The sequence below is a fragment of the Micromonospora palythoicola genome (assembly GCF_036689795.1).
In the GTDB taxonomy this organism is placed as follows: domain Bacteria; phylum Actinomycetota; class Actinomycetes; order Mycobacteriales; family Micromonosporaceae; genus Micromonospora; species Micromonospora palythoicola.
Map to the genome: position 1 here is coordinate 20,565 of NZ_JBAGKI010000005.1, position 16,524 is coordinate 37,088.

At 69.7% G+C, this 16,524-nt stretch carries 17 protein-coding genes, 1 tRNA gene and 1 riboswitch; of the genes, 5 read left to right on the forward strand and 13 right to left on the reverse strand.

The genetic code is table 11. The annotated features are described in order from the left end of the window. Nucleotides 1-14 precede the first annotated feature (14 nt). On the reverse strand, nt 15-299 hold the full coding sequence (locus V5O40_RS03500) for a DUF6458 family protein (RefSeq protein ID WP_164448696.1): 285 nt from the start codon (nt 297-299) through the stop codon (nt 15-17). Between the two features lie 117 nt (nt 300-416). Here V5O40_RS03500 and V5O40_RS03505 point away from each other — a divergent pair, with 117 nt between their 5' ends. Then, nucleotides 417-956 carry a SixA phosphatase family protein gene (locus V5O40_RS03505; RefSeq protein ID WP_332904112.1) on the forward strand — a complete coding sequence of 180 codons (540 nt, stop codon included), beginning with the start codon at nt 417-419 and terminating at the stop codon, nt 954-956. A 34-nt stretch (nt 957-990) separates the two neighbouring features. On the opposite strand, the gene V5O40_RS03510 is transcribed toward V5O40_RS03505, so the two are convergent. From V5O40_RS03510 to V5O40_RS03525, 4 genes are all read right to left on the reverse strand, one after another. Further along, on the reverse strand, nt 991-1,260 hold the full coding sequence (locus tag V5O40_RS03510) for a DUF6458 family protein (RefSeq protein WP_088996804.1): 270 nt from the start codon (nt 1,258-1,260) through the stop codon (nt 991-993). A gap of 174 nt (nt 1,261-1,434) precedes the next feature. After that, nucleotides 1,435-3,291: an acyl-CoA dehydrogenase gene (locus tag V5O40_RS03515; RefSeq protein WP_332904113.1), complete on the reverse strand. Its 1,857-nt coding sequence runs from the start codon at nt 3,289-3,291 to the stop codon at nt 1,435-1,437. A 145-nt stretch (nt 3,292-3,436) separates the two neighbouring features. After that, complete coding sequence (locus tag V5O40_RS03520) at nt 3,437-4,564, reverse strand: PP2C family protein-serine/threonine phosphatase (protein ID WP_332904114.1); 1,128 nt, start codon at nt 4,562-4,564, stop codon at nt 3,437-3,439. A 100-nt stretch (nt 4,565-4,664) separates the two neighbouring features. Next, entirely contained in the window at nt 4,665-5,294 is a 630-nt protein-coding gene (locus V5O40_RS03525; RefSeq protein ID WP_332904115.1) for a septal ring lytic transglycosylase RlpA family protein, read from the reverse strand. 179 nt (nt 5,295-5,473) lie between these two features. Here V5O40_RS03525 and V5O40_RS03530 point away from each other — a divergent pair, with 179 nt between their 5' ends. After that, on the forward strand, nt 5,474-6,043 hold the full coding sequence (locus V5O40_RS03530; RefSeq protein WP_332904116.1) for a phosphoribosyltransferase family protein: 570 nt from the start codon (nt 5,474-5,476) through the stop codon (nt 6,041-6,043). A gap of 72 nt (nt 6,044-6,115) precedes the next feature. Here V5O40_RS03530 and V5O40_RS03535 read toward each other — a convergent pair whose 3' ends face one another. Further along, on the reverse strand, nt 6,116-6,631 hold the full coding sequence (locus tag V5O40_RS03535) for an alpha/beta fold hydrolase (RefSeq protein WP_332904117.1): 516 nt from the start codon (nt 6,629-6,631) through the stop codon (nt 6,116-6,118). 116 nt (nt 6,632-6,747) lie between these two features. On the opposite strand from V5O40_RS03535, the gene V5O40_RS03540 reads away from it, so the two are divergent. Continuing rightward, nucleotides 6,748-7,179, forward strand: coding sequence for an ASCH domain-containing protein (locus V5O40_RS03540; RefSeq protein WP_332904118.1), 432 nt, complete (start codon nt 6,748-6,750; stop codon nt 7,177-7,179). Nucleotides 7,180-7,234: 55 nt separating this feature from the next. Here the strand turns inward: V5O40_RS03540 and V5O40_RS03545 are convergent, their stop codons facing one another. From V5O40_RS03545 to V5O40_RS03555, 3 genes are all read right to left on the reverse strand, one after another. Then, on the reverse strand, nt 7,235-8,155 hold the full coding sequence (locus V5O40_RS03545) for an LLM class flavin-dependent oxidoreductase (protein ID WP_332904119.1): 921 nt from the start codon (nt 8,153-8,155) through the stop codon (nt 7,235-7,237). A 47-nt stretch (nt 8,156-8,202) separates the two neighbouring features. Next, nucleotides 8,203-8,739 (reverse strand): phosphoribosyltransferase family protein, encoded by a 537-nt coding sequence (locus tag V5O40_RS03550; protein ID WP_332904120.1) that lies wholly within the window; start codon nt 8,737-8,739, stop codon nt 8,203-8,205. A 108-nt stretch (nt 8,740-8,847) separates the two neighbouring features. Further along, a tRNA-Gly gene (locus V5O40_RS03555) sits at nt 8,848-8,921 on the reverse strand. 304 nt (nt 8,922-9,225) lie between these two features. On the opposite strand from V5O40_RS03555, the gene V5O40_RS03560 reads away from it, so the two are divergent. Beyond that, a complete protein-coding gene (locus V5O40_RS03560) occupies nt 9,226-10,230 on the forward strand; it encodes a zinc metalloprotease (RefSeq protein ID WP_332904121.1) in 1,005 nt (334 codons plus the stop codon). 66 nt (nt 10,231-10,296) lie between these two features. On the opposite strand, the gene V5O40_RS03565 is transcribed toward V5O40_RS03560, so the two are convergent. Then, complete coding sequence (locus V5O40_RS03565) at nt 10,297-10,833, reverse strand: pyridoxamine 5'-phosphate oxidase family protein (RefSeq protein WP_332904122.1); 537 nt, start codon at nt 10,831-10,833, stop codon at nt 10,297-10,299. 77 nt (nt 10,834-10,910) lie between these two features. Here V5O40_RS03565 and dcd point away from each other — a divergent pair, with 77 nt between their 5' ends. After that, nucleotides 10,911-11,489: a dCTP deaminase gene (gene dcd / locus V5O40_RS03570; protein WP_093409429.1), complete on the forward strand. Its 579-nt coding sequence runs from the start codon at nt 10,911-10,913 to the stop codon at nt 11,487-11,489. Nucleotides 11,490-11,501: 12 nt separating this feature from the next. Here dcd and V5O40_RS03575 read toward each other — a convergent pair whose 3' ends face one another. The 3 genes from V5O40_RS03575 to V5O40_RS03585 form a co-directional block, all read right to left on the reverse strand. Further along, complete coding sequence (locus V5O40_RS03575; RefSeq protein WP_332904123.1) at nt 11,502-12,533, reverse strand: NlpC/P60 family protein; 1,032 nt, start codon at nt 12,531-12,533, stop codon at nt 11,502-11,504. A 12-nt stretch (nt 12,534-12,545) separates the two neighbouring features. Further along, nucleotides 12,546-12,680, reverse strand: a riboswitch (cyclic di-AMP (ydaO/yuaA leader). A gap of 193 nt (nt 12,681-12,873) precedes the next feature. After that, nucleotides 12,874-13,869 carry a C40 family peptidase gene (locus V5O40_RS03580; RefSeq protein ID WP_332904124.1) on the reverse strand — a complete coding sequence of 332 codons (996 nt, stop codon included), beginning with the start codon at nt 13,867-13,869 and terminating at the stop codon, nt 12,874-12,876. A 268-nt stretch (nt 13,870-14,137) separates the two neighbouring features. Further along, a complete protein-coding gene (locus tag V5O40_RS03585) occupies nt 14,138-16,333 on the reverse strand; it encodes a (Fe-S)-binding protein (protein WP_332904206.1) in 2,196 nt (731 codons plus the stop codon). Nucleotides 16,334-16,524 lie beyond the last annotated feature (191 nt).

Below are 16,524 nucleotides of genomic sequence, written 5' to 3' on the forward strand. Positions count from 1 at the left end.
CTTTCGGATGCGGGTCAGATCGTGGGGCCGGGCCGGCGCACCTCGCGGTACTCCTGGACCACCCGGTCGTCCCGGACCGGCACGGCACGCTCGGCCACCACCCGTTCCTCGCGCACCGGCGCGACGACCGCACGCCGCCGCGAGTTCCAGAAGTAGAGGGTCACGATCAGCCCGGCGACACCCGCGAGCATCAGCACCCAGCCGACGACGCTCAGGTTGAGCCAGCCCAGGTCCGCCTCCACGGCGAACGCGAAGATCGCACCCAGCGCGATCAGGAAGATACTGCCACCGATGCCCATCTCGTCGTCTCCTTGGCTATCGAAGCTGGCATTCCACTCCGCCGCGGCCACGGATGAGGTTGCGGCACCGACCGACTTACCCCGGCACGGAGATCGCCAATCGGGCAAGCTGGAGACATGACGGACAGCCCGCCCCACGAGCGGACACTGGTGCTGCTGCGGCACGCCAAGGCCGAACCGCCCACCCCGGACCGTCCCGACGTCGAACGTCCGCTGGCCGCTCGCGGCCGGGCGGACGCCGCGGCAGCCGGGGCGTGGCTCGCCAGGCAGGGGCTGCTGCCGGACGTCGTGCTCTGCTCGGCGGCCGTACGAACCAGACAGACGTGGCACGACGTCCAGTCGGGGATCACCGGCGCACCGCCGGAGAGCGGTCCGGCCGGCCCGGCTCCGGCGATCCGCTACGAGCCGGACGCCTACGAGGCACATCCGGAGGACCTGCTGCACCTGATCCGGCAGGTGTCACCTACCGCGACGACGGTCCTGCTGATCGCCCACAACCCGGGTGTCTCACTGCTGTCCGAACTGCTCGACCCGGTCGGGGCGGAGCCGGAGGGGCTGCGTACCGGCGGTCTCGTGGTGCACCGGACGGCCGTGCCCTGGGCGGAGCTGAGCCGCGGCGCGGCCCGGATCGAGACACGACACACCGCACGCGGCTAGCCGGGCCACGTGCGGTGTGTGCGGAGGCGGTGGTTCAGCTCGGTGGCGCGGTCGGTGGCGGTGGATCGGGCGGTGGCGGCATCATCGCGGTCGGATGCGAGAGCCGGTTCTCCTCCACGATGAGGGTCCGGGCCCGCTTGCGCCGGTCCTGCCAGAACCAGAGCGTGGTGAGCAGCACGGCCAGCCCGGCCAGGATGAAGACCCAGCCGACCGCCCGCAGGTCGATCCACCAGACGTTGGCCCGGATGGCGAAGGTCAGGATCGCGCCGATCGCGATCAGGAAGATCCCACTACCAATGCCCATGTGCGCGGCACTCCCCCGTGCGGTTGCTCTGGGCGTACTCGGACTGGCCCGCCACGCATACCCACCCACCCCCCATTGACACCCCGTTGATCATGAGGTTAGCGGCAAAGTTGATCTCTTAAACTGCCGCTAACCTCATGATCAACCAGACGGAGGTTGGGGTGGGGGTGGGGGTTAGAAGGCCTCGGTGGGGAGGTCCATGATGTCCAGGTCGGTGGACTCGATGATGCGGCGGTCGGCGCCGATGCGGGGCAGCACCTCGCGGGCGAAGAATCGGGCGGCGGCCACCTTTCCGGTGTAGAACGCCTTGTCCGCCGCGGTCACCTCACCGGCGAGGGCCTTCAGCGCCACGTCGGCCTGCTTCTGCAACAGCCAGCCGACGACCAGGTCGCCGAGGGCCAGCAGGAAGCGGCGGCTGCCGAGCCCGACCTTGTACAGCGCCCGGGTGTCCCCGCTCTGCGCCTCACCCAACCAGCCGGTCATCACGCCGAGGATGTTCTGGATCTCGGCGAGTGCCTTGCCGAGCGCCTGACGCTCCTCCTTGAGCTGACCGTTGCCCGCCTCGGTGGCGATGAACTCCTGGATCTCACCGGCCACGGCCATGAGTGCCTTGCCGTTGTCCCGGACGATCTTCCGGAAGATCAGGTCGAGGCTCTGGATCGCCGTGGTGCCCTCGTACAGCGTGTCGATCTTCGCGTCCCGGACGTACTGCTCCAGCGGGTAGTCCTGGAGGAAGCCGGAGCCCCCGAAGGTCTGCAGCGACTCGTGCCCGAGCAGCTCGTACGCCCGCTCCGAGCCGACGCCCTTGACCAGCGGGAGAAGCAGGTCGTTGACCCGCTTGGCCAGCTTGATGGCCTTCTCGTCACCGGCCGCCTCCGCCATGGCGACCTTGTCCTGCCAGGTGGCCGTGTAGAGGACCAGCGCCCGCAGGCCCTCGGCGTACGACTTCTGCAGCAGCAGCGAGCGACGCACGTCCGGATGCGCGGTGATGGCCACCCGCTCGGCGGTCTTGTCCGCCATCTGGGTCAGGTCGGCGCCCTGCACCCGGTTCTTGGCGTACTCCAGGGCGTTGAGGTAGCCGGTGGACAGGGTGGCGATGGCCTTCGTGCCGACCATCATCCGGGCGTACTCGATGATCATGAACATCTGCCGGATGCCGTCGTGCTTCTCGCCCAGCAGCCAGCCCTTGGCCGGTACGCCGTGCTCGCCGAAGGTGATCTCGCAGGTGTTGGAGACCTTCAGGCCCATCTTGTGCTCGACGTTCGTCGCGAAGACGCCGTTGCGCTCGCCCAGCTCGCCGGTGTTCTCGTCGAAGTGGTACTTCGGCACGACGAACAACGACAGGCCCTTGGTACCGGGGCCACCCACGCCCTCCACGCCGACCGGACGGGCCAGTACGTAGTGGACGATGTTGTCGCTCAGGTCGTGCTCGCCCGAGGTGATGAAGCGCTTGACGCCCTCGATGTGCCACGAGCCGTCCGGCTGCGGGATCGCCCGCGCCCGGCCGGCACCCACGTCCGAGCCGGCGTCCGGCTCGGTGAGCACCATCGTGGAGCCCCACTGCCGGTCGATGAAGAGCTTGGCCCACTTCTTCTGCTGCTCGGTGCCCTCGACGTGCAGCACGTGCGCGAAGGACGGGCCGGAGGCGTACATCCAGACCGGCGCGTTCGAGCCGAGCACCAGCTCGGCGAGCGCCCACCACAGCGCCCGGGGGGCGTTGGTGCCGTCCAGCTCCGAGGGCAGGTCCAGGCGCCAGAACTCGGACTCCATGAAGGCCCGGTACGACTTCTTGAACGACTCCGGCAGCGGCGCGGTGTGCGTGGCCGGGTCGAAGACCGGCGGGTTGCGATCGCTGTCCTGGTAACTGGCGGCCAGGTCCTGCCGAGCCAGCCGGTCGACCTCGGCGAGGAAGCTCCGCGCGGTGTCGACGTCGAGGTCGGAGTACGGCTCCTGGCCGAACGCCCGGTCCGCCCCGAACACCTCGAACAGGTTGAATTCGAGGTCCCGAAGGTTGCTCTTGTAGTGGGTCATCTCGCTGGCCCCGCTTCCGGACAGGTGTTACCGATCAGTAACCCTGACTCTATTACTCACGGGTAGGCAGCGACAAGCCGATCCCGCCAGTGACAGGCATTACACACCTGCCGTTCGGGTTCGCCGGTCTCCTCCCCTCGACGTCTCACCCTTCGGCGGCGCCGACCTCCCAACTCGGCACCGCCGCCGTCGTGTTGCCAGGTGAGCCCGTGTACTCCATCAGGACCAGTGCGATGTCGTCGTCGAGGCGGCCGTGCACCCATTCGACAAGGGCGGTCTCCAGCGAGGCGAGGCCGTCGCCGACCGTGCCGTGGCCGAGCAGCCGCCAGGCCCGGTCCGCGGTGGGGAAGAACTCGCCGTCCCGCCGGGCCTCGCCCAGCCCGTCGGTGAACAGCAACAGCCGGTCACCCGGCTCCAGCCGTTCGACCCTCGGCCGGACCGTGGGCATGAACCCCAGCGGAGGCGCCGGTGCCGGTGGCTCAAGAGAGATCACCGCGCCGCGGCGCAGCAGCAGCGGTGCGGGGTGCCCGCAGTTGACGATGGTGAGCGTGCCGCCACGCTCCTCGACCAGGGCGGCGGTGACGAAGTCCTCGTCGCCGACGTTGCGCGCCACCGCCCGGTCGAGATCCGCCACCACGGCCCGCAGATCGGCCCGCTCGTACGCCACGTGCCGGTACGAGCCGAGGACGATGCTCGCCAGCCGGACCGCCTCCAGGCCCTTGCCGCGCACGTCCCCAATGATCATCCGAACGCCGTACGGGGTCTCGATCGCCTCGTAGAGGTCGCCGCCGATCTCGGCCCGGGCGGTCGACGAGATGTACCGGCCAGCCACGGAAAGGGCGCCCACCCGAGGACCGAGCGGACGCAGCACCGCCTGCTGCGCGACCATGGCCAGCTTCGACAGCTCGGCGATCTGCTCCGCCTGCCGCTGCCGTACCGCCGCCACCGCCCCCGCGATGCCTGTGCCCAGCGCGATGCCGGCCACGGCGACCGCGGTGGAGAGCGAGACCGTCCGCTCGGCCAGGGCGAAGGTCGCCCCCAGCACGGAGGCGGCCGCACCGACGCCCAGCACGACCCGCCACGAGGCGAGCGCGGCGGCCAGGAACGGCGCCGCGACCATCAGCGCGATGTAGTTCGCCGTACGGCCGTCCGCCAGCTCGACCGCCGAGACGATTGCGAGCAGGACGAGGGCCGCGCCGAGGCCGGCGCGGGATCCGGGGCTCAGCGGGCCGCGGCCCGGCTGGAGGAGTTGGTTACGTACATCCGACAGCATGCCCGATGTCGGTGAGCGAAAGAATGAGCCAGGCCCCTCCGACGTGACGGATCTTGCCGCGAGGATCCGGGGCCGGAGCCGATCTCGACGCCGCACCGGCTCAGCCGAGCACCTCGTAGCGGACCTCGATGTGACCGAGGTCGAGCGACGCGATCTCGCCGAACGCGGCCCGCGCCAGGTCCAGGCAGCGTCCTTCGATGAACGGACCCCGGTCGTTGATCCGGACGGTGACCGACTTGCCGTTGGCCGGGTTCGTGACCCGTACCTTCGTGCCGAACGGCAGGGTCTTGTGGGCGGCGGTCATGCCTTCCGGGTCGAACGTCTCGCCGTTGGCGGTCAGCTGACCCTGCCAGTAGAAGGACGCGCCGCAGGAGCCGGAGTCGACCACCGGGCGGGCCGTCGTCTTCTCGGCCGTCGGCTTCGGTTTCGGGCTGGCCGTACGTTGCTTGCTGCGGGACGGCGCCTGCGCGGTGCGGCTCGGCTTCGGTCGCGCCGTCGGGCTCGGCGAGGAGCTGACGCCGGGGGTCGGCGACGCGCTCGGCGAAGCTGGGACACTCGTCGCGGTGGTGGGCGACAGGTCGATCGCGGCCGGTCGCACCGGCTCCGACTCGGCGGTCAGCCGAACGGCACCCACGGTGCCGCCGACGGCGAGCGCGACCGCCACCACGGCGCTGGCCGTGAGCCCGGCCGGCGAGGTGAACCTGCGGGTACGGGAGTGCCTACCAGCCACCGGCCCGGTCCTTTCTCAGCGGGTCAAACCGGGTCGGACCATAACGAGAGAAGCACTTCCGAAGTCAACGTGATCATGGCGTTATGCCGGTAATTGTGGCGATACGTGCAGCCGATCATCCGACCCGGCGTGGGCCGGGCGGGCGGGTGTCCGGCAGGTGCCTGACGCAGGATGGTGACATGCCCGCTGAGCTGAGAAGACGTCTCGTCGAGCTGTTCGAGTGGGTCGATCCCGGACCGGGCGCGAGTCACCTGGTCAGTGACACCTCCGGGTGGTGGCGGGATCCGGGGACGCTCGCCGCGCTGGGGCCGGCGTTGGTCGCGCCGTTCCGGGCGACGCGACCCACGGTGGTCGTGTCCCCGGCGGTCACCGGGTTCCTGCTCGGGCCGTTGGCCGCCGCCGCACTCGGCGTGGGGTTCGTGGCAGCACACAAGTCCGGTGACGGACGGCTGCCCACCGGCTCGCTGACCTGGGCGCAGAGTCAACCCGACTTTCGCGGTCGCCGCCTGGACCTCGCGGTGCGAGACCGGCACCTGGGCCCCGGAGACCGGGTACTGGTGGTCGACGACTGGGTGGACACCGCCGCTCAGGTACGCGCTGTCTACGACATCTGCGCCGCCCGCGGAGCGGACCCGGTAGGCACCGCCGCCGTGGTCGCCACCTGCCCACCCCCGGTGGCGGCCGAGCTGAGGATCACCGCCCTCCTCACCACCCCCGACCTCCCCCCTGACCCACCCTGTCGATCATGAAGTTGTTGTCCCACACGTCGGCGTGGCGCGACCACAACGTCATGGTCAACGGCGAGCAGGTGGGTGCGGCGGTCAGCGGACGAAGTCTTCGACCACGGTGCAGACCTGGCCGAGTGCCTCGGCGGAACGGGCCAGCGGCCCGGGCACCATCAGTGCGTGGTCGGCGCCGGGGATCTCCAACACGTGCGGGGTGAGCCGCCGGGCGACCCCGCCGTCCCAGGACGAGTCGGCGGTGCCGCCGACCAGGATGAACGGGGCGGTGGCCCGGCGCAGCGCGTCGACCACGTCACCCCGGTGCAGCAACGGGGTGAGCCAGACGGCGGGCAGCCCCCGCCCTGCCGCGAGCGGCGCGGCGAGGGTGCCGAGCGACTTGCCGACCAGCAGGTCCGTCCGCTCGGTCAGGGTCGGGGCGACCTGGTCACACACCCACCTGCCGATGGTGTCGATGTCGAATTGCTCCGGCACCTGCCAGGAGATCCCGTGCAGCCCGAAACCGACCCGGCGCAGTGCCTCGCCCAGGTAGAGGAAGAGGGGGTACCGGGTGTCGTACCCGCGTCCCGGGATGAGCACCGCGCGTCGGTCCGCCATGGACATCTCCTTGTCGTCGGCCATCGACCGTACCCCCAATCGCGCCCGCGCGGACCGGCTCGGCGTACCGGAACGTCGGCGATGTCGCGGCGGGACCGGGCGGTAGCCTCGACAGGATGTGGCCACGGATCGGCGGTCTCCGCGCACTAGCCCTCGGCACCCCCGGTGACCTGCGGTCGCGCCTCAACACCCTGGTGCTGGCCGGCGTGAAGACCGCCACCGCCGGCCTGCTCAGTGAGTACGCCGAGGAGGACGAGGAACTTGAGCACGTCGGAGAGCGGCTGGTCCTCGTGGACGACGCCGACGCGCTGGTGGCCGTCGTCGAGGTGACCGGCGTCGAGGTGACCCGGTTCGCCGAGGTGCCGTGGGACTTCGCCCGCGCCGAGGGCGAGGGCGACCGCTCGATCGAGGAGTGGCGGGCCGGACACGCCGCCTACTGGGCTCGCGTCGGCACCCCGGTCACCGAGGACAGCGAGGTCGTCTGCGTGCGCTTCCGCCTGGTGTCCGCCGGAGCCGGCGGCATCGCCACCGGCGACCTCGGCACCTGAGCCGCCCTCCGGCTCGCAGCTCCGCGCCACCGCACCGGTCCGGAGGTGCGCCGGCTCAGCGACGTAGCTCGGGCAGGAGACGGGTGGCGACCTCCACCAGGACCGCCTCGTCACCGGCGTACCAGCTGCTCGCCCGTGGCCAGTGCGTGATCACATCGGTGAAACCGAGCCTCGTCGCCCGCTCCACCTGATCGGCGAAGAACTGCGCGCTGCTCAGCGAGAAGACCGGAGCCGAGTCCAGCGAGAGGTAGCGGTCCAGACTGGCCGGATCCCGTCCCTGCGCTGCCAGGGCCGCGTCGAGCCGGCTGGTCAACTCGGCCACCCCGGTCCACCAGTCGTCCAGGTCGTCGACGGCGGGTCCGGTGGTCACCCAGCCCTGCCCGAAGCGGGCCGCGATCCGCATCGACCGGGGTCCGTTGGCGGCCACCACGAACGGCACCCGGGGTTCCTGCACGCAGCCCGGACTGCTCCGCGCGTCGACCGCCGCGAACCAGTCACCCTGCCAGGTGGTGCCGTCTCCCCGCAGAATGGTGTCGAGCAACTCGGTGAACTCGGCGAACCGGTCCACCCGTTGCCGTGGGGGCAGCGTCTCACCGCCGAGGACGGCGGCGTCGAACCCGATGCCGCCCGCGCCGAGGCCGAGCAGCGCCCGCCCGTCGGAGACGTCGTCCAGTGCGGTCACCTGTCGGGCGAAGGCCGCCGGATGCCGGAAGTTCGGTGAGGCGACGAGCGTGCCGAGACTGATCCGCGTGGTCACCGCCGCGGCGGCGGTCAACGTGGTCATCGAGTCGAACCAGGGCCCGTCCACCAGGTCGCGCCAGCCCAGATGGTCGTACGTCCAGGCGTGGTCGAAGCCCCACTCGTCGGCTCGTCGCCACCGGTGCCGCGCCACCGACCAGCGCTGGTCGGGCAGGATCACGATGCCTATTCGCATGATCACGATCGTACGGGGCTCGGTGGGTGGCACCGCCGGCATCGGCGGACGGGGTGCCGGTGGACGGCCCGTCGCCCTCGCACGGAGTGCTAGCCGGTCCACACCGGCAACTCGTCGGCCCGCACCAGGCTCAGCACCGTGCCGAGTGCCGCCCGTCGATCATCATGGAGCTGATCGACCAGGACGCTGCACCCCACCCAGCTGCTGCCGCACTGCTCGACCATCTGTCTGGCGGTGAGCGCCTGGTTGCCTGTCTCGATCCAGTCATCCACGAGCAGAACCCGATCGTGTGAGCCAAGTGAGGATCGCTGCAGGCGCAAGGTGTGCGACTGCTGGCGGTAGTCCCGTTCGGCCGCCGCTGTGATCTTGTCGCCAGGAAACAGCCCGTCACGCTTGCGCACCGGGATGAAGCCGACGCCCAACTCCACAGCCGCGGCGCCCCCGAGAAGGAACCCCCGGGACTCGATCCCGCAGATGGCGGTGACATCCGAGTTCCTGAACGGATCGACCAGACCTGCGACGACATGACGCAGTGCCTTGGCATCGCGGAATATCGCCCACACGTCAGCGTGGCCCTCGATCCATCGGAAGTGCTTCAGCAGGGCACCACGTGTGGAGTTGGACATGGTGGGATTATGGCTGCCAAGGCCGACGACCGCCGGGGCTCGGCTCGCGATCCGGGATAGGTCGAAGGCTTTGATTGGGACTCGCGTCCTGACCAGGGCCTTCGTGCGTGGAGCGGGTGACGGGAATCGAACCCGCACTGTCAGCTTGGGAAGCTGATGTTCTGCCATTGAACTACACCCGCGAGCGGGATCACTCTACCCGAGCCCTCACCCGGATGCACCCAAGGCCCCCCACCCCTCACGCCGCGCGTCGCGCCAGGGCGGTCTCAGACAGCAAGATCCCCGAAGTTGCCGTGTCGCGGCGGGTCGGCGGCAGCAACATCCCGGGAACTGCGTAGATCTTGAACTTCGGATGGGCCGGGGAGAAGTTTCATGACCGCAACATATGGCCATGTTCAAATCTGTCTATCGGTTGTAACGTCTGCCCCACGTTTTCCGCACGACGCGACACAACCCCCGGTCGCGTCGCCAGAAAGAGGTGGGCATATGGGACTGCGTCCCGTCCTGCTGAACCGGCGCACGGCCGGCATCGCATCGACGTCGCTCGCACTGGTGCTCGGCGTGGCCACGGTCGGCCTCCTGCCGGCCGCCACCACGACCGCGAGCCCGGCGGCGGCCGCCGTCACGGCCGACGAGGTGTGTGAGGATCAGACGGGCACCCTGGCCAGGGCCAAGGGTGGCAGCGCCGTCAAGCACGATCCGAACCAGTTGACCCTCGCCCAGGTGCACCAACGCGAGGCCGAGTTCGCCGACATCCTGCAAGAGCGCGCCAAGCGAGTTGGCCAACGCGCGCTGAGCGCCCAGGCCGCTGCGGCCTCGGTCACCATCCCGGTCGTGGTGCACGTGATTCGCCGGGACACCACCCGGGCCGGCGGCAACATCCCCGACTCGATGATCCAGTCCCAGATCAACGTGCTCAACCAGTCGTTCAGCGGTGCGACGGGTGGCGCCGCGACCGCCTTCGCGTTCCAGTTGCAGAGCATCAACCGGGTGACCAACTCGTCGTGGTACCCGATCCGGCAGGGCTCGTCGGCCGAGCGGCAGATGAAGACCCAGCTGCGGCAGGGCAACAAGGCGACGCTCAACATCTACCTCGGCGCGCTGAGCAACAACCTGCTCGGCTGGGCGACCTTCCCGCAGCGCAACCTGAACGTGATGGATGGCGTGGTGGTGCTCAGCGAGTCGCTGCCCGGTGGCACCGCCACCAACTACAACCAGGGTGACACCGGCACCCACGAGGTCGGCCACTGGCTGAACCTCTACCACACCTTCCAGGGCGGCTGCTCGGGCAGCGGTGACCAGGTGTCGGACACCCCGGCCGAGGCCTCGCCGGCCAGCGGCTGCCCGACCGGCCGGGACACCTGCTCAAGCTCGGGCCTCGACCCGATCACCAACTTCATGGACTACTCGTACGACGGCTGCATGTACCAGTTCACGTCGGGTCAGGCCACCCGCATGATCAACGCCTGGAACTCCTACCGCGCGGCATAGCGCGAGCGTCGCACCGCGTACCGCGGGTGCCGGCTCCGTCGGACGGGCCGGCACCTGCGGGTGTGGTCAGGCGGCGCGGCGGTGATGCCGCCCGGAGTGGGCCGGCACCGAGCGCGTGGCCTGGGGTGTGGCGCCCGCCGGGTCGAGCCAGACCTGGACCGCCGGACGCGACGCCAGCTCGCTCGGCCCAGCCACCGACTGCTCCCGTCGGGCCAGCATCGCCACGTCGACCGTGAACTCGAACAGGCGCCAGTCGGCGTGCGGGGCGGCTCGCGCCGCGAACGCCAGCCGGGCGACGGTGGCGTCATCGGTGACGGGCCGGGCCCGCCCGGCCACGTACGCCTCGTCGTCGCTCTCCTCCGGCGGGAACGAGTGCAGCGCGTAACGGCCGTCGCGTTCCAGGTCGCGCCGCTTCGGTGAATCGACAACGAAGCAGTAGAGACCGTCGTCGGTGATCACCGGGGAGACCGGGTGCACCCGGGGTCCGCCGTCGGCGCGGACCGTGGCCAGGTAGCCGAAGCCCGGGCCGTACTGCTGCATGAGAAGGCGGATCCCGCTGGCGAGTCGAGGCTCGTCAGCGGCGAATTCGGACCAGGAAGCCATGCCGACATCCTATCGAACACACGTTCGAAGCGGGTAGTCCGACACGCGTGTCGCATACCGGCAGCTATGGTGTGGCGATGCTGCTCTCCGACCGCGACCTGGTCTCCGAGATCAAGGCGGGCACCCTGGCGCTCGAACCGTTCGAGCCCACTCTGGTGCAGCCCTCCAGCATCGACGTGCGTCTGGACAAACTCTTCCGGGTCTTCAACAACCACCTCTACACCCACATCGACCCGGCCACCCGGCAGGACGACCTCACCTCGGCCGTCGAGGTGCCCGACGGCCAGGCGTTCGTGCTGCACCCGGGCGAGTTCGTACTCGCCTCCACGCTCGAGGTCATCTCGCTGGGCGACCAGCTCGCCGGCCGCCTCGAAGGCAAGTCCAGCCTGGGACGACTCGGCCTGCTCACCCACTCCACCGCCGGCTTCATCGACCCCGGCTTCTCCGGTCACGTCACCCTGGAACTGTCCAACGTGGCAAACCTGCCGATCACCCTCTGGCCCGGGATGAAGATCGGGCAGCTCTGCATCTTCCGGCTCTCCTCACCGGCCGAGCACCCGTACGGTTCGGCCGTCTACGGCTCCCGCTACCAGGGTCAGCGCGGCCCGACGCCCAGTCGTGCCTGGCAGAGCTGGCGCACCTGGCCCACCCGCTGACACCGGCGATCCTCAGCCGGGCCGGCCGAAGCTGTGCACCGGGCTGCTGTCCAGCCGCTTCATCTTGACCGGTTGACCCGCCCGGGAGGCGTGCACCACCCAGCCGTCGCCGACGTACATCCCGACATGGTGCAGGTCCCGGTAGTAGAAGACCAGGTCGCCGGGGCGCAGCGCGCCACGACTCACCGCCTCGGTGACCCGACGCTGCCGCGCCGCGTTGTGCGGCAGCGCGACACCGGCCCGCGACCACGCGGCCAACGTCAGCCCGGAACAGTCGTACGCGTCGGGCCCCTCGGCGCCCCAGGAGTACGGCTTGCCGATCTGGGCGCAGGCGAAGGTCACGGCCTCGCCGGCCGCTCCGCCCGGGTAGCTGGCCGGACAGGGCGCCGGCCGTAGCGGGCCACCACCACCCTTCCCGTACGCCCGCAGCCGGAGCCGCTGCAACCTGTCGATCTCGGCGTCGATCTGTCGCCGCCGCTCGGCGAGATCGGCCTCGGTGCGGGTCAGCTCGCCGATCGTGCGGTCCAGGCCGGCCTTGGTCTCGGCGAGTTCGTCGCGCAGGTCGCTCGCGTGCCGCACGTCCTGCTGCTGCACGCGGGCGTACCGGTCGAGCAGGCCGAGCTGCTCGACCACCTCGCCCGGCGACCGGCTACCGAGCAGCGTGTTGACGACCCGGACGTGTTCGCCCTTGTAGGCGCGGGCAGCGAGCTTGCCGACCCGGTCCATGGCCTCGTCCACCTGGCGTTGCAGCGGTGCCATCCGGGCGGCCAGCGCGTCCGCCTCCCGCCGCTTGCCGGCCAGGTCCTGCCGGGTCGCGTTGTGCTGCTCGATGACGGGTTCGAGCCGATTCCAGTCCTCGTCGATCTGGCGCTCGATGTCGGCGACCGTGGGCTCGGCCCGGGCCTGCGTCGCGCCACCGACAAGCATCACGGCGGTCGCGGCCAGGCCGGCGAGAATGCAGCGGTACCAGCTGGAACGCGGCGGGACCGCCGATCGGCCGGGCCATGCCGGCGACGACGGTGGCCGCGGTGCATGATCTGCCACCGGGCTCAGCACTCCTTCTTCCGCTACCGCCTACCGGGTTAGCTGACGGGTTCGGGCGGGAAGGGACGCCCTACCGTGACCGTCACGGATTCACCCCAGGTACCTGGTTCCCCGGCTCGCTCACGAGCGATTCGGCGGTGTCGGACCGTTACCGCCCGGGCTGGGCGGACCTGCCAGCGGCCGACGGTTGCCCAGCGTAGGGACGACCGGCGTCGATACGCAACAGAGCCGCACCATCACTGTGGGTGCTGACATCTGACAATGACGAAGGCCCCCGTCGGCTTGACCGGGGGCCCTCGGGCGTTCCTGGGCGACCGCTCAGGCGGCGGCCGATGGTGGCTCAGCCGGGTCGGCGGAAGCCGGCGAGCGGCATGGTCGTGATTGGCGAGACGTTGACCGGCTTACCGGCCCGCGCCGCGTGCACCATCTGGTTGTTGCCCAGATACAGCCCCACGTGGTGCAGATCGCTGAAGAAGAAGACCAGATCACCCGGGCGGGCGTCGGAGCGGGAGATCGCCTTACCCTCGTTCCACTGTGCGCCGGTGAAGTGGGTCAGCGAGATGCCGGCCGCCCGGTAGGCGTACTGGGTTAGACCGGAGCAGTCGAACGAGTTGGGCCCGGTGGCACCCCAAACATACGGCTTACCGACCTGGGCGCAGGCGGTCCGGATCGCCGTTCGGGCGGCCTCGCTGACCACACCGTTGATGGTCGGGCAGTTGGTCGTCTTGACCGTGGTCACCGGCAGCGACTTCTCCAGCCGCTTGATCTCGGCGTCGATCTGCTTCTTCTTCGCCGCCAGCTGCTTCTGCTTCGCCTCCTGGTCGACGATCAGGGCGTCGAGCTTGGCCTTCTGGTCGTCGTACTTCTTGCGGATCTTCATGACGCCTTCGAGCTCGCGGCGCTCCTGCGAGGCGAGCCGGTCGAGGAAGGCCATCTGCTCGCCGAGCTCGTTCGGCTTCGAGTTGAGCAGCACGACACCGATCTCCTTGGACGGGCCGGTGATGTAGTACCGGGAGGCGAGGTCGGCCACCCGGTTCATCGCCAGCTCGGTCTCCAGGGCCAGCGGCTCGATCTTCTTCTCCAGGCTCTTCGACTTCTGCCTGTTGACCCGCAGCTGGGAGCGCACCTTGTTGTACTGCTCGATGGTGGGCTCCAGCTTCTGCCACTGCTTGTCGATCTGGGCCTCGATCTCCTCGACCGAGGGCTCGGCGTACGCGGGGGCGGCGAGCAGGCCGGCACCGACCGCGGCGGCGGCTACCAGGACGACCAGCCCGCGGGCGGCCCTACGCAGGCCACCCGGACGGGATCGTCCCGGCGCACGACGATGGAGGGGCATGGTTGCCACCGGCAGCGTCTCCTTTGCAACCGACCACCGGGCGTCCCGCGAGAGGTAAGTGGCGGGATCCGACGACCCATGGCGGTCGGTGCCCCACATTAGGGAACGGTAGGTGGGGAATCAAGGCGACCAACGGCTCATTCACCTTTGCGCGACGGTACGCACACTATGGGTGTCGGCCGATTCGTTATAGTCACGTACGCCAATACAAAACCGGGCGGGGCGGCACTGGATAGGGGTGCCGCCCCGCCCGGTGCGTCCGGGCCGGTCAGCCGGTCACCGGCGTGGTCTCCTCGGCGCCGCCGACCTGCTCGGGCTTGACCGAGCGGAGCAGTACGCTGGCCACGTCGATGACCTCGACCTGTTCTCCGGCACCCTTGCCGTTCACCCCGTCGGTGAGCATCGTCGAACAGAACGGACAACCGACGGCGACCGTCCTCGCCCCGGTGGACATGGCCTCCTCGACCCGGTCCACGTTGATCCGCTTGCCGATGCGCTCCTCCATCCACATGCGGGCACCACCCGCACCGCAGCAGAAGGAGCGCTCGCTGTTACGCGGCATCTCGGTCAGCTCACCCTCGATCGCGCTGCCGAGCACCTCGCGCGGCGGAGTGAAGACCCGGTTGTGCCGGCCCAGGTAACACGGGTCGTGGTAGGTGACGCCGCCGTCGACCGGCTGCACCGGGGTGAGCTTGCCGGTGGCGACCAGGTGGGCCAGCAACTGGGTGTGGTGCACCACCTCGAACTCGCCGCCCAGCTGGCCGTACTCGTTGCCCAGGGTGTTGAAGCAGTGCGGGCAGGTTGCGACGATCTTGCGCTTGGCCTTCTCCCGGCCCTCGAACGCCTCATTCAGGGTTTCGACGTTCTGCTGGGCCAGCATCTGGAAGACGAACTCGTTGCCGATCCGGCGGGCCGGGTCGCCGGAGCAGGTCTCCCCCTCGCCGAGGATGGCGAACGAGACGCCGGCCTCGTTGAGCAGGGTCGCGACGGCCCGGGTGGTCTTCTTCGCCCGGTCCTCGAACGCACCGGCACAGCCCACCCAGAACAGGTACTCGAAGTCCTCGGTCTCACCGACCCGGGGCACCTCGAAGTCGAGGCCCTTGGTCCAGTCCTCCCGGGTGTTCTGCGGCGCGCCCCACGGGTTGCCCTTGTTCTCCAGGTTGCGCAGCATCACGCCGGCCTCGGAGGGGAAGCTGGACTCGATGAGCACCTGGTAGCGGCGCATGTCGACGATGTGGTCGACGTGCTCGATGTCGACCGGGCACTGCTCGACGCAGGCACCGCAGGTGGTGCAGGACCAGAGCACGTCGGGGTCGATGACCCCGCCGGACTCGGCGTCGCCGATCAGCGGCTTCTCCGCCTCGGCGAGGGCCAGCACGTCGACGTGGGCGAGTTGCGCGGCGGTGGCCTTCTCCTCACCGGTGAGGTCCTTGCCGCCGCCGGCCAGCAGGTAGGGCGCCTTGGCGTACGCGTGGTCACGCAGGCTGAGCACCAGCAGCTTCGGCGACAGCGGCTTTCCGGTGTTCCACGCCGGGCACTGTGACTGGCAGCGACCGCACTCGGTGCAGGTGCTGAAGTCCAGCAGCCCCTTCCAGGTGAACTGCTCGACCTGGGCGACGCCGAACTGGTCCTTTTCCGGGTCCGCCTCCTCGAAGTCGAGCGGCTTGCCGTCGCTCATCATCGGCCGGAGCGCGCCGAGACCGGAGCCGGCCGCGCCGGGCCTGCGCTTGAAGAAGATGTTGGGGAAGGCGAGGAAACGGTGCCACGCGACACCCATCGTCACGTTCAGCGAGATCACGATGACCCAGACCATCGAGATCGAGATCTTGATGAGCGCGGCGACGCTGACGCCGGACTCCCAGCCGGGCAGCGCGGCGCCGACCGCGTGACTGAGCGGGGTGGCCCAGGTGGGGTACTCGAAGTGGTCGGTGGCCACCTTGAAGCCCCGGATCAGAAAACCCATCACCAGTACGGCGAGGACGACCGCCTCGACGAAGTAGCCCTGCCACATGGTGGAGCCGGTGAACCGTGACCGGCGTCCCGCCCGGTTCGGCCGGTTCGCCAGCCGGATCGCGATCAGGACGCCGATTCCGACCACGCCCAGGATGCCGATCCACTCGGTGACCAGCCCGTAGAGCGTCCAACCGCCGATCAGCGGCAGCCCACCCGTTGGCGACACCACCTCGAAGTACGCCTCGAGCACCAGCAGCGACAGCACGATGAAGCCGACCATCACGAACCAGTGCGCCGCGCCCACCACGCTCCAGCGGAGCATCCGGGTGTGCCCGGCGGTCTCCGCCAGCATGGTCCTGGTGCGGCTGATCTTGTCACCGGAACGGGTGGGATCGGGCTGACCCAGCCGGATGACGGCCACCATCTTCGAGACCGCGCGTACCGCAAGCCACACCGCAACGGCGGTGATGGCGGCCGCGAGGATCGTGGTGACGATCTGGACGCTGCCCATCGAGTTGGCCTCCCGGTCTGCTGCCTGTCGACGGCTCGGCGACCGGGGGCGTCGGTGCGGTCGTCGACCCAACGCCGCCGCACCTCGACCCGATCGGTCGATGACCTCGCTCCGCTCGGTCATGCAGTGCAGCCTACGCGCAAGGTTACCCAGCAGTAACGTGAGTCATCTCGCACCCGGGGCCACGCCGC

Bases quoted from the DNA above. Each gene is read 5' to 3' on its own strand.
- V5O40_RS03535 (WP_332904117.1), bottom strand. From the start codon at position 6,631: ATGGCGGACCGACGCGCGGTGCTCATCCCGGGACGCGGGTACGACACC.
- V5O40_RS03530 (WP_332904116.1), top strand. From the start codon at position 5,474: ATGCCCGCTGAGCTGAGAAGACGTCTCGTCGAGCTGTTCGAGTGGGTC.
- V5O40_RS03565 (WP_332904122.1), bottom strand. From the start codon at position 10,833: ATGGCTTCCTGGTCCGAATTCGCCGCTGACGAGCCTCGACTCGCCAGC.
- V5O40_RS03540 (WP_332904118.1), top strand. From the start codon at position 6,748: ATGTGGCCACGGATCGGCGGTCTCCGCGCACTAGCCCTCGGCACCCCC.
- dcd (WP_093409429.1), top strand. From the start codon at position 10,911: ATGCTGCTCTCCGACCGCGACCTGGTCTCCGAGATCAAGGCGGGCACC.
- V5O40_RS03545 (WP_332904119.1), bottom strand. From the start codon at position 8,155: ATGCCGGCGGTGCCACCCACCGAGCCCCGTACGATCGTGATCATGCGA.
- V5O40_RS03510 (WP_088996804.1), bottom strand. From the start codon at position 1,260: ATGGGCATTGGTAGTGGGATCTTCCTGATCGCGATCGGCGCGATCCTG.
- V5O40_RS03505 (WP_332904112.1), top strand. From the start codon at position 417: ATGACGGACAGCCCGCCCCACGAGCGGACACTGGTGCTGCTGCGGCAC.
- V5O40_RS03550 (WP_332904120.1), bottom strand. From the start codon at position 8,739: ATGTCCAACTCCACACGTGGTGCCCTGCTGAAGCACTTCCGATGGATC.
- V5O40_RS03585 (WP_332904206.1), bottom strand. From the start codon at position 16,333: ATGGGCAGCGTCCAGATCGTCACCACGATCCTCGCGGCCGCCATCACC.
- V5O40_RS03515 (WP_332904113.1), bottom strand. From the start codon at position 3,291: ATGACCCACTACAAGAGCAACCTTCGGGACCTCGAATTCAACCTGTTC.
- V5O40_RS03560 (WP_332904121.1), top strand. From the start codon at position 9,226: ATGGGACTGCGTCCCGTCCTGCTGAACCGGCGCACGGCCGGCATCGCA.
- V5O40_RS03520 (WP_332904114.1), bottom strand. From the start codon at position 4,564: ATGCTGTCGGATGTACGTAACCAACTCCTCCAGCCGGGCCGCGGCCCG.
- V5O40_RS03500 (WP_164448696.1), bottom strand. From the start codon at position 299: ATGGGCATCGGTGGCAGTATCTTCCTGATCGCGCTGGGTGCGATCTTC.
- V5O40_RS03580 (WP_332904124.1), bottom strand. From the start codon at position 13,869: ATGCCCCTCCATCGTCGTGCGCCGGGACGATCCCGTCCGGGTGGCCTG.